This is a genomic window from Macrococcoides goetzii (genome assembly GCF_002742385.2).
Taxonomy (GTDB): domain Bacteria; phylum Bacillota; class Bacilli; order Staphylococcales; family Staphylococcaceae; genus Macrococcoides; species Macrococcoides goetzii.
On the sequence record NZ_MJBI02000001.1, the window covers coordinates 923,956 to 942,447 of the forward strand.

20 protein-coding genes are annotated in these 18,492 nt (G+C 33.5%); 5 read left to right on the forward strand and 15 right to left on the reverse strand.

Annotated elements, in window-relative coordinates:
• Positions 1-47: 47 nt before the first annotated feature.
• From BFS35_RS04855 to BFS35_RS04880, 6 genes are all read right to left on the reverse strand, one after another.
• Complete coding sequence (locus BFS35_RS04855) at positions 48-323, reverse strand: UPF0223 family protein (RefSeq protein ID WP_099580711.1); 276 nt, start codon at positions 321-323, stop codon at positions 48-50.
• 68 nt (positions 324-391) lie between these two features.
• A complete protein-coding gene (gene lpdA, locus BFS35_RS04860) occupies positions 392-1,798 on the reverse strand; it encodes a dihydrolipoyl dehydrogenase (RefSeq protein WP_099580709.1) in 1,407 nt (468 codons plus the stop codon).
• 4 nt (positions 1,799-1,802) lie between these two features.
• Positions 1,803-3,101, reverse strand: coding sequence for a dihydrolipoamide acetyltransferase family protein (locus tag BFS35_RS04865; RefSeq protein WP_099580707.1), 1,299 nt, complete (start codon positions 3,099-3,101; stop codon positions 1,803-1,805).
• A gap of 124 nt (positions 3,102-3,225) precedes the next feature.
• Positions 3,226-4,203, reverse strand: a complete 978-nt coding sequence (locus tag BFS35_RS04870; protein WP_099580705.1) for an alpha-ketoacid dehydrogenase subunit beta — start codon at positions 4,201-4,203, stop codon at positions 3,226-3,228.
• 3 nt (positions 4,204-4,206) lie between these two features.
• Entirely contained in the window at positions 4,207-5,322 is a 1,116-nt protein-coding gene (pdhA, locus tag BFS35_RS04875; RefSeq protein ID WP_099580703.1) for a pyruvate dehydrogenase (acetyl-transferring) E1 component subunit alpha, read from the reverse strand.
• Between the two features lie 192 nt (positions 5,323-5,514).
• Positions 5,515-6,147, reverse strand: coding sequence for a YkyA family protein (locus tag BFS35_RS04880; RefSeq protein ID WP_158554252.1), 633 nt, complete (start codon positions 6,145-6,147; stop codon positions 5,515-5,517).
• Positions 6,148-6,270: 123 nt separating this feature from the next.
• Here BFS35_RS04880 and def point away from each other — a divergent pair, with 123 nt between their 5' ends.
• A complete protein-coding gene (gene def / locus BFS35_RS04885) occupies positions 6,271-6,825 on the forward strand; it encodes a peptide deformylase (RefSeq protein WP_099580699.1) in 555 nt (184 codons plus the stop codon).
• Between the two features lie 47 nt (positions 6,826-6,872).
• Here def and BFS35_RS04890 read toward each other — a convergent pair whose 3' ends face one another.
• Positions 6,873-7,136, reverse strand: a complete 264-nt coding sequence (locus BFS35_RS04890) for a hypothetical protein (RefSeq protein ID WP_099580697.1) — start codon at positions 7,134-7,136, stop codon at positions 6,873-6,875.
• Between the two features lie 11 nt (positions 7,137-7,147).
• A complete protein-coding gene (locus BFS35_RS04895) occupies positions 7,148-7,924 on the reverse strand; it encodes a Cof-type HAD-IIB family hydrolase (RefSeq protein WP_099580696.1) in 777 nt (258 codons plus the stop codon).
• A 235-nt stretch (positions 7,925-8,159) separates the two neighbouring features.
• On the opposite strand from BFS35_RS04895, the gene BFS35_RS04900 reads away from it, so the two are divergent.
• Together BFS35_RS04900 and rnjA are read left to right on the forward strand one after the other, a co-directional pair.
• On the forward strand, positions 8,160-8,372 hold the full coding sequence (locus tag BFS35_RS04900) for a DNA-dependent RNA polymerase subunit epsilon (RefSeq protein ID WP_099580694.1): 213 nt from the start codon (positions 8,160-8,162) through the stop codon (positions 8,370-8,372).
• Entirely contained in the window at positions 8,373-10,085 is a 1,713-nt protein-coding gene (rnjA, locus tag BFS35_RS04905) for a ribonuclease J1 (RefSeq protein ID WP_099580692.1), read from the forward strand.
• Between the two features lie 36 nt (positions 10,086-10,121).
• Here rnjA and BFS35_RS04910 read toward each other — a convergent pair whose 3' ends face one another.
• From BFS35_RS04910 to BFS35_RS04920, 3 genes are read right to left on the reverse strand one after another with little or no spacing between them, the layout of a single operon-like run.
• The gene (locus BFS35_RS04910; protein WP_099580690.1) at positions 10,122-10,784 is read right to left on the reverse strand and encodes a potassium channel family protein; all 663 of its coding nucleotides are present in this window, start codon (positions 10,782-10,784) and stop codon (positions 10,122-10,124) included.
• A 12-nt stretch (positions 10,785-10,796) separates the two neighbouring features.
• A complete protein-coding gene (locus BFS35_RS04915; RefSeq protein WP_099580688.1) occupies positions 10,797-11,816 on the reverse strand; it encodes a cytochrome d ubiquinol oxidase subunit II in 1,020 nt (339 codons plus the stop codon).
• Complete coding sequence (locus BFS35_RS04920) at positions 11,816-13,159, reverse strand: cytochrome ubiquinol oxidase subunit I (RefSeq protein ID WP_099580686.1); 1,344 nt, start codon at positions 13,157-13,159, stop codon at positions 11,816-11,818. Before BFS35_RS04920 ends, BFS35_RS04915 begins: the two co-directional genes overlap by 1 nt.
• 216 nt (positions 13,160-13,375) lie before the next feature.
• Between BFS35_RS04920 and BFS35_RS04925 the strand changes: the two genes are divergently transcribed.
• Together BFS35_RS04925 and BFS35_RS04930 are read left to right on the forward strand one after the other, a co-directional pair.
• A complete protein-coding gene (locus tag BFS35_RS04925; protein WP_099580684.1) occupies positions 13,376-13,609 on the forward strand; it encodes a glutaredoxin domain-containing protein in 234 nt (77 codons plus the stop codon).
• Positions 13,602-14,432: a metallophosphoesterase gene (locus BFS35_RS04930; protein ID WP_158554253.1), complete on the forward strand. Its 831-nt coding sequence runs from the start codon at positions 13,602-13,604 to the stop codon at positions 14,430-14,432. Before BFS35_RS04925 ends, BFS35_RS04930 begins: the two co-directional genes overlap by 8 nt.
• Before the next feature lie 44 nt (positions 14,433-14,476).
• Here the strand turns inward: BFS35_RS04930 and ptsP are convergent, their stop codons facing one another.
• The 4 genes from ptsP to BFS35_RS04950 form a co-directional block, all read right to left on the reverse strand.
• On the reverse strand, positions 14,477-16,186 hold the full coding sequence (ptsP, locus tag BFS35_RS04935; protein ID WP_407943218.1) for a phosphoenolpyruvate--protein phosphotransferase: 1,710 nt from the start codon (positions 16,184-16,186) through the stop codon (positions 14,477-14,479).
• Complete coding sequence (locus BFS35_RS04940; RefSeq protein ID WP_099580678.1) at positions 16,186-16,452, reverse strand: phosphocarrier protein HPr; 267 nt, start codon at positions 16,450-16,452, stop codon at positions 16,186-16,188. Before BFS35_RS04940 ends, ptsP begins: the two co-directional genes overlap by 1 nt.
• A gap of 180 nt (positions 16,453-16,632) precedes the next feature.
• Positions 16,633-17,166 (reverse strand): DUF697 domain-containing protein, encoded by a 534-nt coding sequence (locus BFS35_RS04945; protein WP_099580676.1) that lies wholly within the window; start codon positions 17,164-17,166, stop codon positions 16,633-16,635.
• Between the two features lie 73 nt (positions 17,167-17,239).
• Positions 17,240-18,409, reverse strand: coding sequence for a class I SAM-dependent rRNA methyltransferase (locus BFS35_RS04950; RefSeq protein ID WP_099580674.1), 1,170 nt, complete (start codon positions 18,407-18,409; stop codon positions 17,240-17,242).
• Between the last annotated feature and the right edge of the window lie 83 nt (positions 18,410-18,492).

Genomic DNA, 18,492 nt, shown 5'->3' on the forward strand with positions numbered 1-18,492 from the left:
GAAAAAAAGGTATAAAACAACAGTAATACTAAATTTTTAATTCAGAATTACACTTTGAAAGTTTTTTCATTTGCAGTTTGTGCTTCTTTAAAGCGTTTCGTTACAACATATCCGTCATAATTAGAAACTTCTTTAAATTCTTTATAAATTTTGTTTTCATCTGATTTCATAGGTGCAATTCTTTTAAATGCTTTATATACTGCAGCATAATCATCAGTGTTCACTTTAGATTCATAAGCATCTTCAATAAGTGCTAAAAAATTCACAACATCAATGATTTCTTCTTGTGTCCATTCCTGATCAATTGGATAACTATAGCTCATTTTGCTTCCTCCGTTAAAAAAAAGCACTATTCATCTCTGAATAGTGCTTAATATTTTGTAAAAATAAATTACATAGTATGAATTGGATTACCTAAAGCAACTTCAGCTGCTTCCATTGTAATTTCACCTAAAGATGGATGCGCATGAATTGTTAATGCGATATCTTCAACTGTCATACCAGTTTCAATTGCTAATCCTAATTCAGCGATCATATCAGATGCACCAGAACCAGCGATTTGAGCACCGATTAATAATCCGTCTTCTTTTAATGTGATTAATTTTAAGAATCCGTCAGTTTCGCCGATAGATAATGCACGACCATTTGCTGCATAAGGGAATTTAGAAGCTTTATATTCTAATCCTTCTTCTTTCGCCATCGCTTCAGTATAACCAACTGTTGCTAATTCAGGCTCAGTGAAACATACTGCTGGAATTGCAAGATAGTCAACTTCTGATTTTTCACCAGAGATAACTTCAGCTGCAACTTTTCCTTCGTATGATGCTTTATGCGCTAATGGAGGTCCAGCAACGATATCACCGATTGCAAAGATATTGTCTACTGAAGTACGTCCTTCTTCATTTACTTCTACTAAACCGCGTTCAGTCATCTTCACGCCTAATGACTCTAAACCGATTTCTTCAGTATTAGGACGACGACCAACAGTTACTAAACAGTAATCTGCTTCAATTGTATGAGTTTCACCTTTAGCTTCATACGTTACTTTAACACCAGTTTCGCTCTCTTCAGCTGATTTAGCCATTGCTTCAGTAACAATGTCTACACCTTTAGCTTTAAGACCCTTTTTAACTACTTGTGTCATTTGTTTTTCGAATCCGCCTAGAATGTCTTTAGCACCTTCTAAAATTGTTACTTTAGTACCGAAGTTAGCGTAAGCAGTTCCTAATTCAGAACCGATATATCCACCACCAACTACTACTAAGCTTTTTGGAATTTCAGTTAATGCTAATGCACCTGTTGAATCGATTACACGTTTGTTGAATTTGAAATTAGGAATTTCAATTGGACGTGAACCTGTAGCGATAATTGCATGTTTGAAAGTATACGTTTGAGATGCTTTTTCAGTCATAACTTTTAAGTTGTTTTGATCAACGAAATAAGCTTCACCTTCAACGATTTCAACTTTGTTACCTTTTAATAATGCACCAACACCGCCAGTTAATTTCTTAACAACGCCACCTTTGAATTCTTGTACTTTAGAAAAATCAACAGTAACGTTTTCAGCTTTAATACCGAAATCTTCAGAATGAACAGCAGTTTCATATTTGTGAGATGCTGATAATAAAGCTTTTGAAGGAATACAACCAACGTTTAAACAAACGCCACCTAAACTACCTTTTTCTACGATTGTTACTTTTTGTCCTAATTGAGCTGCACGAATTGCTGCAACATAACCACCAGGACCTGCTCCGATTACAATAGTATCTGTTTCAATAGGAAAATCTCCAACTACCATGTGCTTACCCCTCCATTAATAATAATTCTGGATTATTTAATAAACGTTTAATATGATTCATAGCATTTTGTCCTGTTGCACCATCAATTTGACGGTGGTCAAAACTTAATGATAATGCTAATACTGGTGCTGCAACGATTTCTCCGTCTTTAACGATTGCTTTTTGAGCAATTCGACCAATACCTAAAATAGCTACTTCAGGGTGATTGATTACTGGAGTGAACCATTGTCCGCCAGCTGAACCTATATTACTAATTGTACATGATGCACCCTTCATTTCGCTAGGAGAAAGTTTACCATCACGTGCTTTTACGGCTAATTCGTTAATTTCATCAGAAATAGCGAACATAGATTTACGATCTGCATTTTTAACAACAGGTACTAATAATCCGCGTTCAGTATCAGCTGCAATACCGATATTGTAGTAATGTTTGTGTACAACTTCTTCTGTAGCGTCATCTAAAGAAGTATTTAATGCTGGATATGCTTTAAGTGCAGATACTAACGCTTTAACAACGTATGGTAAGAATGTTAATTTAGTACCTTGTTCTGCTGCAACTTCTTTAAATTTCTTACGGTGATCCCATAAAGCTTGTACTTCAACTTCATCCATTAACGTAACGTGTGGCGCAGTGTGTTTAGAGTTAACCATCGCTTTAGCGATTGCTTTACGCATTGCAGGAATCTTTTCACGTGTTTCAGGGAATTCACCTTCTGGTGCTGCGATTGGTTGTGGTGCAGCTTTTTCAGTTGATGCAGCTGGCGCATCCGCTTTTGGTGCTTCTGTAGCTTGAGTATTAGCGCCACCATTTAAGTAAGCAGTAATATCATCTTTAATTACACGGCCATTTTTACCTGTACCAGTAACCGCTTTAATATTTACACCTTGTTCACGTGCAAATTTACGTACTGACGGCATAGCGATTACACGACGATTTTCATCAACTTCAACATCTTGTGCAGGCGCTTGTGCAGGTTTTTCTTCTTTAACTTCTTCTGCAACTTTTTCTTCTTTTGCTGCTGCTTCTTCCTTAGATTCAGAAGCTGATTCTTGTGCATGTGCATCATCAGAATCAATTGTTACGATGACATCACCTAAGTTAGCTACTGTTCCTTCTTCAGCAACGATCGTATTAATTGTTCCTGATACTGGAGATGGAATTTCTACTACTGATTTATCATTTTGTACTTCACATAAAATATCGTCTTCTGCGATGTTATCGCCAGCTTTAACGAACCACTTAACGATTTCACCTTCAAAAATCCCCTCACCAAGAGCGGGTAATTTAAATTCAAATGCCACAATAAATTCCTCCTAAGAATTAATTTTATAATTATAAAATTCATTTTATTAAATGATGAAAAGTAACATAGTTAAAACAATGTTACTTTTTACAATACCTTATTACTCGATTTTAAAACTCAAATTAGAATTCTAAAGTCTTTTTAGCTGCTTCAATGATGTCTTCTTTGTTAGGTAACCAAACATTCTCAGCTTGCGTGTATGGATATGCTGTATCTACAGCTGCTACACGTGCAATTGGAGCTTCTAATGATAAAATTGCACGTTCAGAAATTTCAGATACTACAGCTGCACCAACACCCGCTTGTTTTTGAGCTTCCTGAACCACTACAACTCGTCCAGTTTTTTCAACTGATGCAATAATCGTTTCGATATCTAATGGTTGAACCGTACGTAAGTCGATAACTTCGATTGAGTGACCATCTTTTGCTAATTCTTCAGCAGCTTTCAATGATTCTTGAACCATTGCACCATAAGTAATGATTGATAGGTCAGTACCTTCTTGTTTCACTGCTGCTTTACCGATTTCAATTGTGTACTCTTCTTCAGGTACTTCTTCACGGAATGAACGGTATAATTTCATATGTTCTAAGAATACAACTGGATCATTATCACGAATAGCTGAAATTAATAATCCTTTTGCATCATAAGGGCTTGATGGAATTACCACTTTTAAACCAGGCGTTTGAGCTACTAAACCTTCTAAGTTATCTGCGTGTAATTCAGGTGTATGAACGCCACCACCGAATGGTGAACGGATAACAACTGGTGCAGATTTCGTCCCACCAGAACGGAAACTTTGACGTGATAATTGTGCTGCTAATGAATCAAATACTTCGAATACAAATCCGAAGAATTGAATTTCCATTACCGGACGGAATCCAGTTAAAGTGAAACCTACCGCTAAACCACCGATACCTGATTCTGCAAGTGGTGTATCGAATACACGATCTTCACCGAATTCTTTTTGAAGTCCTTCAGTCGCACGGAACACACCACCGTTGACACCAACGTCTTCTCCGAATACTAAAACGTTTTCGTCATTTTTAAGTTCAGTTTGAAGTGCATTTGTTATTGCTTGGATCATCGTTAATTGTACCATGACTTACTTCGACTCCTTCTCTTTATAAATTTCATATTGCTCTTTTAAATGGAAAGGCATTTCTTCTGTATACATTAATTCGATTAATTGAGATACAGTTTGTTTAGGCGTTGCATCTGCCTCTTTAATCGCATTTTTAATATCTTCTTTAGCCTTTTCAATAATTTCGTTTTCTTTATCTTCAGTCCATAAACCTTTGTTCTCTAAGAACTTACGGAAACGTACTAATGGATCTTTCTTAACCCATTCAGCATCTTCATCTGAAGTTCTGTAACGTGTCGGATCATCTCCAGCCATAGTGTGTGGACCATATCTATATGTGATAGTTTCGATTAAAGTCGGACCTTCACCAGCAATTGCTCTATCACGTGCTTCTTTTGTTGCAAAGTAAACTGCTAATGGATCCATACCGTCTACAACGATACCTGGTATACCTACTGCAACTGCTTTTTGAGCAAGCGTTTTAGCTGCAGTTTGTTTACTACGTGGTGTAGAGATTGCATAGTTATTATTTTGGATTACGAAAATTGCAGGTGCTTTGTAAGCAGATGCAAAGTTGATACCTTCATAGAAATCACCTTGTGAAGTACCACCGTCTCCTGTATAAGTAATTGCTACTGCTTGAGTGCCACGTTTCTTAAGTCCTAAAGCAACACCCGCTGTTTGAATGTATTGCGCACCGATAATGATTTGAGGAGATAATGCATTCATTCCTTCAGGCATTTGAGAACCTAAATAATGACCTCTTGACCATAAAAATGCTTTAGTTAATGGAAGACCTTGCCAGATTAATTGTGGAACATCTCGGTAACCCGGTAAAATAAAGTCATCTTTTTCTAATGCATAATGAGAAGCTAATTGAGATGCTTCCTGACCAGCTGTCGGTGCATAGAAACCTAAACGACCTTGTCTGTTTAATGAGATTGAACGTTGGTCTAAAACACGTGTCCAAACCATTCTTTCCATTAATTCTACTAATTGTTCGTCCGTTAATTCCGGCATATACGCATCATTAACTACATTTCCGTCTAAATCTAATACTTGAACTACTTCAAATTTTTCTTCGATTTCACGTAAATTTGAAACAGCGTCGAATGGGGCTTTTTTCTTAAGAGCCATTCTTTTCACCAAACCTTTCATTTATGTTTTAATTACATTATCTATCATATCATATTTGTGTACTACAGATAAAGAAAAAGATATAAAAGAAAAAACAGCGTCACAACAATGGTTATAGACGCTGTATTACTACAATATTTTTACTGTTATATATCAGTAAACGCTTACACTTTGACAAATTTGTCACAAAAATTAGTTTTTATTTAATGTTTCTACAATCGGCTTTTTGTTTTGTTCAACAAGTCGCGTTATTTTAGTATAGTCATCTGTCTTTGTCTGAAACTGTTTATATAATTTAGAAATGACAGTGATTTTTTCATTAACCACATTTTTATCTAATGTTTCTTCTTTTAAATAGTTAAATAATTCATTCTCTTTATCAAGAATTTTTTGATATGAAATCATTAAGTTTGAGTGTTTAGCATATTTCTCGTCTAAATCAGAAACTAACTTCTCTACTTGTTGCTTTTGCGTTTTATCTTCTATTGCTTTAGCATCTATCTTTGATTTCTCAAAAATTTCTTTTGATTTTAACATAATTTCCGCTTCTTTTTTAGCGATTGCTTTACGTTCTGAGGTATTTTTTATCAGTTGATCAGCAAGGCCAGTCATTTCACCTGATTTCGCTTTATCCACCTTATTAAATAGCTGTAATTTATTATTTTCTAACTTCTCTAATTTTTCACTGACACCAACAATTTGCTGCTCTTTAGTATTTGCTTCATCAATTTTTTGATAAAAAGCTTCTAAGTTTGCTGTTTTGTCTGTACATGCGGTAAGTATTACAACTAAGCATACCAATATCATACCTTTTAAATACTTCATCAACATTGCCTCCTCTTATTTGCTTTTAATGTTATATTTTTTCACATATTATTTCAATGTATATAATGCATTTGCTCTGATTATCTGATATATTTTATAATAATAAAGTGAGGAGATGTTACGATGCTAACAATGAACGACATCATTCGAGATGGCCATCCGACTTTGAGAGAAAAGGCACAGGAAGTTGTATTACCATTATCGAATGAGAACCAAAAATTAATCGATGATATGCTGGAATTTCTTAAAATGAGTCAGGATGAAGAACTATCAAAAAAATATAAATTACGTAGTGGTGTTGGAATAGCTGCGCCTCAGCTAAATCATAGTAAACGCATGCTAGTTATTTATTTTTATGATGAAAAAACTGAAAAATATATTGAACATCAATTAATTAATCCAAAGATTGTCAGTCATAGTGTTGAAAAAGCTTATTTACCTACTGGAGAAGGTTGCCTGAGCGTTGACGAAAACATTCCAGGTTTAGTTCATAGATATGCCCGTATTACAATTAAAGCATTTAAACCTGATGGAAGCGAAGTGAAATTACGCCTAAAAGATTTTGCTGCAATCGTAGCCCAACATGAAATTGACCATTTAAACGGTATTATGTTCTATGATCATATCAATAAAGAAAATCCAATGGAAGTACAGGACAACGCTATCGCAGTGCAATAAAAATTATCTGTTAAAACTTTAACGTTTTAACAGATAATTTTTTTATATTAAATAAATTCGTCTTTTCTTTTTTCGTAACGAATACCTACTTCTTCTAAATACGAAATTACTTCTTGCATCGTTTCTACATCCATCAAAACAGGATCATTAACATGCGGTGCTGTGTGTACTTCTACCGGATTAAATTTTTGATAAACAAAGTTCATAATGACTTCGTTATCTCTTCTGTTAAATTCTAGGTGATCTAGTATTAAAGTTTCATGTTTGGTAGCTCTACTAATGACCGTTTTTATATTTGTTATATTATCCATTTAATTCTCTCCTAGTCTATCAATTTAAAATGTTTGAATGCGTTTGTTAATCCATCTTCATGTACATCTTCTGTTACATAATCTGCTACTTCTTTTAATGCATCTACCCCATTACCCATTACAATGCCTAGTCCGACACCATGAATCATTTCCAGATCATTCAAACCGTCTCCAACTGCTATACAATCTTCTATAGGAATCTTCAGAGCTTCACTTACCTTTTTAATACCTTCAAACTTCGAACCGTTTACTGGCACAACATCACGACTAACTTCATGCCATCTAATAAACTTTATTTTTTCGTATTGATCATCATATAATTTATCTTCTTCTTTAGTATTGAAGATTAAGCTCTGATAGATTGGTTTATCGATATAATAATTTTTTTCGTGTCTTGGATGTTCAAACTTCAATGTACTAATACTTTCCTTAATATGTTCATGATATTCAATATTTGATACCATCTCATGTTCATTTAAAAATACAAGTGGGTGATTATTTGAACTTGCATCTTCCTCTAATTGCTTCAAAGTTTCCAGATCTAATGGATTTTGATAGATTACTTCTCCATTCATCACCGCATATTGTCCATTAAATGAAATATAATTTGTTATTCCGGTTTCTTTAATAACCTCCTGTAACATAAAAGGTGCACGACCCGTAGCAATCGCTAATAAATGTCCATTTTCCTGCAATTTTTTAATTGTTTCTTTCGTATGCTCACTCATTTCTTTATCGTCGTTATACAATGTTCCATCAATATCAAAGAATATCAAATGTTGCTTCATGTTTAATCCTCCGTACAGTATATTTACCTTTAGTTTACCTTTTTGTACGCATTAATTCAAAAATGTATTATTATATATATGAAGAAGTTGCATGCAAAGACTTTACACTACCGTATTAATTCATGTAAGATAATAATACTTATACATTTAATATAAATGTCTTGTACGGTTTATGTTTAGCCCTAGACTCCTAGGGCATTCTTTATGTATATAATAATAAGGAGGCTATTTATTAATGGCAATTTTTAAAGTATTTTTTCAAGAAGACAAAAGTGAAGTAATTATTCGTGAGAACACACAAGTTAAATATTTTGAAGCGGTTAGCGAAGAACAAGTTAGAAGATATTTACTCGATCGTCCTTATAACATTGAATTTGTTCAGGAATTAAAAGGTGCTCATTTAGAGTACGAACAAAAAGCTGAAAATTACAGCGTGGAGACTATCTAAATGAAGCCTTTACAAAAAAATGAAGTTGGTGTATTCGCCCTTGGTGGTATGGGTGAAATCGGTAAAAATACCTACGCCGTTGAGTATCAAGACGAAATTATCGTTATTGATGCAGGTATCAAGTTTCCCGAGGACGAGTTGCTTGGTATCGATTATGTGATTCCTGATTATACTTATCTTGTACAAAACCAGGAACGTATAAAAGGATTATTCATTACCCATGGACATGAAGATCATATCGGTGGTGTCCCATTCCTGTTAAAACAGTTGAACGTTCCAATTTACGGTGGACCACTTGCACTAGGTTTAATCCGAAACAAACTTGAAGAACATGGTTTACTTCGTACTGCGCAGTTAAATCCGATTACAGAAGACAGTGTCTTTGAATTTAACCATTTAAAAGTGTCTTTCTATTTAACGACACATTCTATTCCAGAGGCATATGGTGTTATCGTTGATACTCCAGAAGGAAAAATAGTACATACTGGTGACTTTAAATTTGATTTCACGCCAGTTGGTGAACCTGCTAATATTGCAAAGATGGCACAACTTGGTGAAGAAGGTGTGTTATGTCTATTATCAGATTCAACAAATGCTGAAATTCCGAACTTTACAATCAGTGAACGTGAAGTAGGTCAAAACGTAGAACAGATTTTCAGAAAATGTACAGGCAGAATTATTTTTGCTACATTTGCTTCAAATATATATCGTGTTCAGCAAGCTATTGAAGCGGCAGTTAAGTTCGATCGTAAAATCGTTATATTCGGCCGTTCTATGGAAAATAATATTAAAATCGGTACTGAACTTGGTTATATTAAAGTACCACCTGAAACATTTGTAGAAGCAAATAAAATTAATAGTATCCCTAAACATAAATTATTGATTTTATGTACGGGTTCTCAAGGTGAACCGATGGCTGCATTATCTCGTATCGCTAACGGAACACATAGACAAATCTCAATCATTCCAGATGATACTGTTATATTCTCATCTTCACCAATTCCAGGTAATACATTAAGTGTTAACCGAACAATCAATGCGTTATATAAAGCTGGTGCTGATGTTATTCATGGTAAGCTATCAAATATTCATACATCAGGTCACGGTTCACAGGAAGAACAAAAATTAATGCTTAGATTAATGAAACCTAAATTCTTCATGCCGATTCATGGTGAATATCGTATGCAAAGTTTACATGGTCAACTCGGTATTGATTGTGGTGTAAATCCTGAAAATGTATTTATCCATGAGAACGGAGATATTTTAGCATTGACTAAAGACAGTGCTCGTTTTGCTGGTCGTGTACCATCGGGTAATATACTCGTTGATGGAAGTGGTATCGGTGACATCGGTAATGTTGTCATAAAGGACCGTAAAATATTATCTGAAGAAGGACTTGTTATTGTCGTTGTGAGTATTGACTTTAAAACTAATCAGTTGCTTAGTGGTCCGGATATTATTTCACGAGGATTCGTTTATATGCGTGAATCAGGTCATTTAATCTATGATGCGAGTCGCTTACTGAAAAAGAAAGTTATAGAGAAATTAAATTCAGGTGAAGAACTCGAATGGCATCATATTAAAAATGTCATTACTGAAAATTTATCACCGTATTTATACGAAAAAACGAAACGAAAACCAATGATTTTACCGATGATTATGGATGTTAATAAAAATAATGAGCAACCTGTTGAACAAGAAACAACAAATTAAAAATAGACCCTCTCGGGTCTATTTTTTTCGGCTATTTTAGTCATTAATAATTTTTTTCTCAAAACGATTTAAGTCATTATCATGACCGATCATAATTAATATATCTCCATTTTCAATAACAACACTTGGATCTGGTGATACAATTATTTCTTTACCGCGTTTAACTGCAATAATATTTAATCCATAATTTGCACGTATATCTAAATCAAGTATAGAATTGCCAGCTAGTGTTTCTCCGGCACGTATCTCAACGATCGAATGCTGATCTGAAAGTTCAAGATAATCCAATACAGAAGAGCTTGCAACATTATGAGCAATTCTTCTTCCCATGTCTCGTTCAGGGTGAACAACTGTATCTGCACCAATCTTATTTAATACTTTCGCATGATAATCATTTTGCGCTTTTGCTGTAACTTTTTTTACACCGATATCTTTTAAGATTAGCGTTGTTAATATACTTGCCTGTATGTTATCTCCTATTGCAACGATAACATGATCAAAGTTACGTATACCTAAACTCTTTAATACGTTCTCATCTGTTGTATCTGCAATAACAGCATGGGTTGCAATATCTGCATATTCATTGACACGCGCTTCATCAGAATCTATAGCCATTACGTCCATATCCAATGCATTTAATTCTTTAACAATGCTCCCACCAAAACGTCCTAAACCGATAACTACAAATTCTTTTTCCATACTACCCCTCCGTTATTTCTTCTTACCTTTAACATATTCAGTATCAAATACGAATAGTCTCAATAATAAATATAAAGAAGGAAGTAATAAAAGTAAACCTAATATAAACACCACGACTAATGCAAATGCCATTGTTTCATTTACAACTGCTTTGTCCATATTGACATAAGGATATAAAATATAAGGTAACTTAGAAATGCCATATCCATAGAATGCAGTAGCAAATTGCAGAATTACCATGATAAGTCCAAGTTCAAGATTTTTCTCAAAATAATATAGTGCAAATGCAATTAAGAAAAATAAGATGCTAAGGCCAAATAACCACCAATATTGTCCTGTTGCAACATCGAAATGCTCTCTATTTTGCTGTCTTAAACTCAAAAATGTAAACTGACAAATTACAAGCATTGGTAATGCCCATATTAAAAACCATGTTCGAAGTATCTTATACGCAGGTCTATCTTTTGCTTTGTGTGCATAAACTGTTAAAAATGCTGAAGAAATATATAACACTGAGATGATACATAAAAATACAACACTCCATGCAAATGGACTCATTAATAATTCGAACCATTTCAATTCAACACCTTGAGCAGTCTTTGTGATAAAGCCACCTTCTGATATGGTTAATACTGTTGAAAAAGCTGCAGGAATCAGTAATCCTGAAATACCGTATAAGGCTACCCATGCAAGTTTAGAGTCTTTCCCATACGTTTCAAATGCATAAAATGACCCTCGTATTGTAAGCAGTATTAACGCTATACTTACAGGCAGCAACAAAGTTGAACCGAAATAATAAGCTGTATCAGGGAAAAATCCTACAATACCTACGAAGAAGAACACTAAAAATACATTAGTAACTTCCCATACAGGATTCAAATATCTTGATATAACGTCTTTTAATTCATTTTCCTGTGATGTAAGTTTCGCATATAAAATAAAGAAACCGGCACCGAAATCAATTGCTCCTAAAATAACGTAACCAAATAGAAAAGTCCATAATACTAAAATACCAATATGTTGATAATCCATTATTTGGCACCCCCTTTGGCAAATTGCTCTACATCAAATTGTGCCGGCTTATCTTTATACATACGAAGTAATACGTAGCTACATGAAAAACCTAAAACAAGATAAAGTAATCCAAAAGCAACAAGAACAAGGCTCACACCATCTGCATGCGTAGCACCTTCAGCAACTTTCATATAACCTCGTAATAACCATGGTTGACGTCCCATCTCAGCTAGGAACCATCCAAATTCAATAGCTAACATGCACAGAGGTCCAGTTAAAGCAATGAGATATAGCATGAAATTATGCGTTGCTAACTTATTTTTAACTTTATTTAATATTACATATAGTACACTGACAGCAAAACTAAACATACCGAAGAACACCATAAGATCGAAGAAATAATGAATGATCAAAGGGGGTTGTTCATCTTTAGGTATTTCATCTAATCCTTTAACAGTCGTATCAAAACTGTTATCAGCAAGAAAACTTAACATACCAGGTATTTTTATTGCGCCTTTTACTTCCTGTGTTTTTTCATCAAGAACACCAAATAAGACTAAGTCAGCATTTTTATCACTTTCAAAATGCCATTCCATTGCCGCTAATTTTTCCGGTTGTTCATTGTGCAGGAACTTCGCTGATAAATCACCCGCTAATATCGTTAATAAACTAAAAATCAACCCTACAATCATCGCCATTTTTAAAGATTTCATGTGATAATCTTTATCTTCAGGAAATTTATTACGTAATAATTTTATGGCTGCTACACTCGCGATACAAAAAGCAATTGTCATTCCACCTGTTGTTACAACATGGAAAGAACGCACAAAAAATGAGCTATTTAACATTGCTTGAATCGGGTCAATATCAACCAATACTCCATTTTTTACTTTGAATCCTTCCGGTGTATTCATAAATGAATTCACACTTGTAATAAACAATGCACTTAATGTTGAACCGATAATAATTGGTATATTAAGTAACCAATGAGTCCATTTATTTTTAAAACGATCCCATGTATATAAATATATACTTAAGAAAATTGCCTCAAAAAAGAATGCAAAAGTCTCCATAAAGAGCGGTAATGCAATAACCTGGCCACCTAACTGCATAAATGATGGCCATAATAATGACAGCTGTAAACCGATAATCGTTCCCGTTACAACACCAACAGCTACAGTGATTGTAAATGTTTTTGCAAAACGTCTTGCCATTGCCATATATTTCGGATTATTATATTTTATTCCTAACCCTTCTGCAATCATTATCATAAGTGGCATTCCAACACCAATTGTGGCAAAAATAATATGAAAACCTAACGTCATCGCTGTTAATAAACGACTTAACACAACACCATCCATGAATATCCTCCTTTTGTGATTGTACTCACATTTCTTTAAGTTTAATACACCTTATAACGAATATAAAGGGAAACGCCTAATAGTTGTGTGACAAATATGTGATCATCGTCAAACTATTTAAAATACATTTGCATATATTGCCTATAATATTGATAATTCTGTCTGAAATCGCTATAGTATGTATAGTCACAAAAAAGTTGTAAGAGAGGTATTGATATGAACATTGAAATATATACGCAAGATGATTGTCCACCATGCGAATTTATTAAAAACTATTTCAGACAAACATCCCTTCCCTTTAAAGAAAAAAATATTAAAAATATGACATACAAAATTGAAATGATAGATTACGATGCGATGAGTACACCGCTTATTAAAATAGATGATCAATTATTCTACACACCAGATGTCGAAGCAATTGAAAAGTATATGGAGACTAAAAATGTTTAAGTTTTTAATGTATAACATAATAGACCGCTTCGGAAAAAGTCTAGTGCCGTTATTCCATACCAATCCGAAAAATGTTGGTGTCGATAGTATTTCTATTAAAGGTCTGAGATTATATCATGCTCGACCATTATCAATAGTACATATCTCAGATTTACATATCGGTTTTCAGTATAATTATCATGATTTAATAGAACACATTAAAATAATCAATCAGCTACAGCCTGATATCGTCATGATTACCGGAGATTTATTTGATAACTTAGAAGTGTTTAAAGAAAATCCAAATGATTATATACCATTGCTAAAAACAATTAAAGCGCCATTAGGCGTATACTTTTCATACGGCAATCATGATCAGCGTACACACTTAACTCATGATTTAGAAACAGTATTGACTAATAGTCATATAACAGTGCTGAATAACTTTGGTAAATATATTAATTATGATGGAGAAGAAATATATGTATGTGGTACTGATGATATTCTTAATGCTTCCGGAAATATCGAACAGGCTATACGAAACAGAAAACATCACAATGACTACACTATAACTTTAGTACACGAACCAGATTATGCAGATTTTGTAAAGAAATTCAATGTTGACCTCCAATTATCTGGACATAGTCACGGGGGACAAATTTTTATTCCTATGCTTGGTGCACCAATTAAACCATCATTAGGACAAAAATATTTAAAAGGTTTATTTAAATTGAAATATAAAAAACATAGTATGCATCTTCATGTTTCTCGTGGTCTTGGTAGTACACATCTGCCAATCAGAATTTTTGCGAAACCTCAAATAACAAAAATCTATATCAAATAAAGAAGAAGCTGAAATCATTTCAGCTTCTTCTTTATTTTGTTGAATTATAGATAAGCATCTACTAAAGAGATTACTTCTTCTTGTGTTGAACAATTTAATGCCTGCTCAGCAAGTTTAGACATTTCAACTTGGCTTAAGTTTTTAATTTGGCGACGGGCACGTAAAATACTCGTAGCACTCATTGAAAACTCATCTAAGCCTAATCCTAATAATAATGGAATAGCTGTTGTATCTCCAGCCATTTCTCCACACATACCTGTCCACTTACCTTCTTTGTGACTCGCATCAATGACTTGTTTTACAAGTCTTAAAATTGCAGGGTTATATGGTTGGTATAGATAAGAAACACGCTCAGACATACGGTCTGCAGCCATTGTATATTGAATTAAGTCATTCGTACCGATACTAAAGAAATCTACTTCTTTAGCAAAGATATCAGCCATTGCAGCTGTTGATGGAATCTCAACCATGATGCCTAATTCAATATTATCGCTAAATTTAATGTTTTCCTTCTTTAAGTTAGCTTTTTCATCTTCTAAAATAGCTTTTGCTTCACGGAATTCGTTAATTGTTGCGATCATTGGAAACATGATACTTAAATTGCCATGAACAGATGCACGTAATAAAGCTCTAAGTTGAGGTCTGAAAATTTCAGGTTGTGCAAGACATAATCGAATCGCTCTATAACCTAAGAATGGATTCATTTCTTTAGGTAAGTTTAGATAAGGCAACTCTTTATCTCCACCTATATCTAATGTTCTTACTACGACACGTTTACCTTTCATCTCTTTTAAAACTTTAGCATAAGCTTCATATTGCTCATCTTCAGATGGCATAGTATCGCGTCCCATATATAGAAACTCGGTACGATATAAACCAATACCTTCAGCGCCATTGTTTACAACACCAGTTAAATCATCAGGTGTTCCAATATTTGCTGCGAGTTCTACATGTTTTCCTTCTGACGTTACAGTTTTATCATTAACAAGTTGTTTCAGTAGTTCTTTTTCCTCAATAAATTGAGATTGCTTTTGTTTATAGGCTGTAATTGTAGCTTCATCCGGATTAAGAATCACTTCCCCTTCGATACCGTCTACGATTACAAAATCACCTTGATTAACTAGTGATGTAATATTTTTAGTACCAACAACAGCCGGAATTTCTAATGAACGGCTCATAATTGCAGAGTGCGAAGTACGTCCACCGATATTAGTAGCAAATCCCTGAACAAAAGCTTTATTTAATTGGGCTGTATCTGAAGGTGTTAAATCTTCCGCAATAATTACTACTGGCTCATCAATTAATGTCGGATTTGGTAATGTAACACCTAAAATATGAGATAAAACACGTTTAGATACATCTTTAATATCTGCTGCACGTTCTCTCATATATTCATTATCCATCGATTCAAAGATAGTAACAAAATTATTAGATACTTCAGATAAAGCAGCTGCAGCATTTGATTGATTATTTTTAATATTTTCTTCAATTGGGTTAATAAGTTCCGGATCTTCTAATACTAATAAATGTGCATCAAATATAGCAGCTTTATCAGCACCTAATGCTACTTCAGCATTATTTCTGATTTGCGTTAACTCTACTTTTGATTGATTTACAGCTGCTTTAAATTTTTCAACTTCAGCAGCTGTATCTGTAACTTTTTCTTCTGAAAAAGATAAGTCAGGTTCAATCATAAGGTAGGCTTTAGCAATCGCTACACCATCAGATGCGCCTATCCCTTTAATGTGTTCCATTATTTACTTAAACCTTCTTTAACTAAAACGTCAGAGATAGCTTCGATCGCTTCTTTCTCATCTGAACCTTCAGCATAGATAGTAATTTCAGCATCTTTTCCTACTCCTAAACTCATTACACCCATAATTGATTTTAAGTTAACTTTTTTAGCATTATATTCTAATTGAATATCTGATTCAAATTTGCTTGCTGTTTGTACTAACATTGTTGCTGGACGTGCATGAATTCCTGTTTCATCAATAATTACGTAAGATTGTTGTTCCATAATAAAAGTCTCCTTTGGTTGCATTTGCAACATTTTATTTTATATATAACTTTATTAGTCTATACGATAGATAATATATCAAATTAATGTGTTAACTTCAATTAATTCAACGTCTTATAATAAACATTTATCACGATAAATATCAAAATGTCTGAAATTTGTAAAATTTAATTTTTTTATTTACATTAATTCTCTTGCGACTTTTTCACATTTTTCTATATGTGCTTTACCTAGCCTTTGCATCATATAATAACTTATTGTACCAGAGACAGCTTGTCCGATAACCGGTACCCATTTCGATTGTTTCAGTACTTCTCTTCGAAGCAGTGTTTTAAATAAAACAGCTACTAATCCTTTAGTAATTTTTTTACCGATGAAATCGCTACCTGTTTTAGCAGCCGAAAAAACTATTTTTTGTTTCATTTCGTCAGTATATCCACTCACCTGTTTATGGCTTAAACCATATATTGCATTAATTTCCTCAATGATATCTGTCATTAATTTCATATCTGCAGTTACGTCAATTCCAGGAATCGGAACAACTGCTGCTGCTGAACTCATTAATGATTTATTATGAATTAATTTTTCTGAACGTTCACGACGATCTATTAAATCACTTTCATTTTTGGGAAGCTGATTAATTTCTTTCTTAACTTTTTGATCTTTATTCATCGCATTCGTTGCCATATTAATTGCTGTATTTAAAATACCCATATTATCACCTCTAAATTTAATCAAATTTCTTAAGAGTATATTCCCTAAATAATTTAGTTCTAATCTAAAAGTTTTATTCTGATAAGATTTTAATAGTAATTACTTTCAAATATTTTGAAGCTTTATACTTATCAGTTGTTTTAAAATCTTTAGGAAGACCCATAATTGATTCAATTTCAAATTGGCATAATGGCGTTAGCGTATCTGTTATCATTTTTTTAAATTGTTTTAAAGGTACATTAGAAGCATTCGTCGATAAAATTAAATAACCATTATAGTTCACGAGCGGAACAGCAGCTTCTATGAGTTCATGATAATTATCTTTTACAGAGAATACTTTTTTCTTATTACGTGAAAAACTAGGCGGATCTATGATAATCGCATCAAATGTTTTAAGATGACGCGCAAAATATTTCAATGCATCGAACGCATCTAAAGTATAAAACTTCTGAGATTCTAGAGGTAATTCGTTAATAGCAAAATTTTGTTCCATCAGTTCAATAGATCGCTTTGCAATGTCCACATTTGTTGTTTTATAGCTATTCGTTGCTGCAGCAATAGAAAAGCCACCCGAATAAGCAAATAGATTCAGAAAGTCATTTCCTTTAGTCTCAAGCTTCAATAATTTCTTACGTACATCTCGTTGATCAAGAAATAGACCTGTCATAGCACCGTCATTTAAATCGATCATGTAATTGAGATTATTCTCTAAGATCATTATTGGAAATTCAACTGTTCCATCAGTAATTTGGTAGGTCGTCACATTTTTATCATATCTAAGTTTTTCAAAGATACTTTTATATTCAAAGATTTGTTGAATTGCTTCTACAATCACAGTTTTAAATTGATAGATACCTTTTGAATACCATTGAATTAATAAATGTCCATCATAATTATCTATCGTAAATCCACCTAATCCATCACCTTCACCGTTGTAAAGTCGAAATGCATTTGTATCAGTCGCATTGAATAAAGACGCTCTAAAATCTTTAGCAGTTTCAAATAAATCAGTAAAGTATGATGTCTCTAAAGCTGATACATATCCATCACTAACTTTCCAGCCAAATCCTCTATTTTGTAATCCACAGTAAAATGTACCTAAATGTTGGCCGGTATCACTTTGAACAGTGAATAATTCTCCCTCATGAATATCATCTTTTTGATAAATATCATCATTTTCTATTAAAAGATAACCTTGTTTAAATTTTTCCTGTTTATTTTTTTTGAGTAATACGCTTTTCATGTTTGTACTCCTTTAGTTTGATAATTTTACTATAACACAAAAATGGCAGTTGCCATCAGAGACAACTGCCATGATATATATTA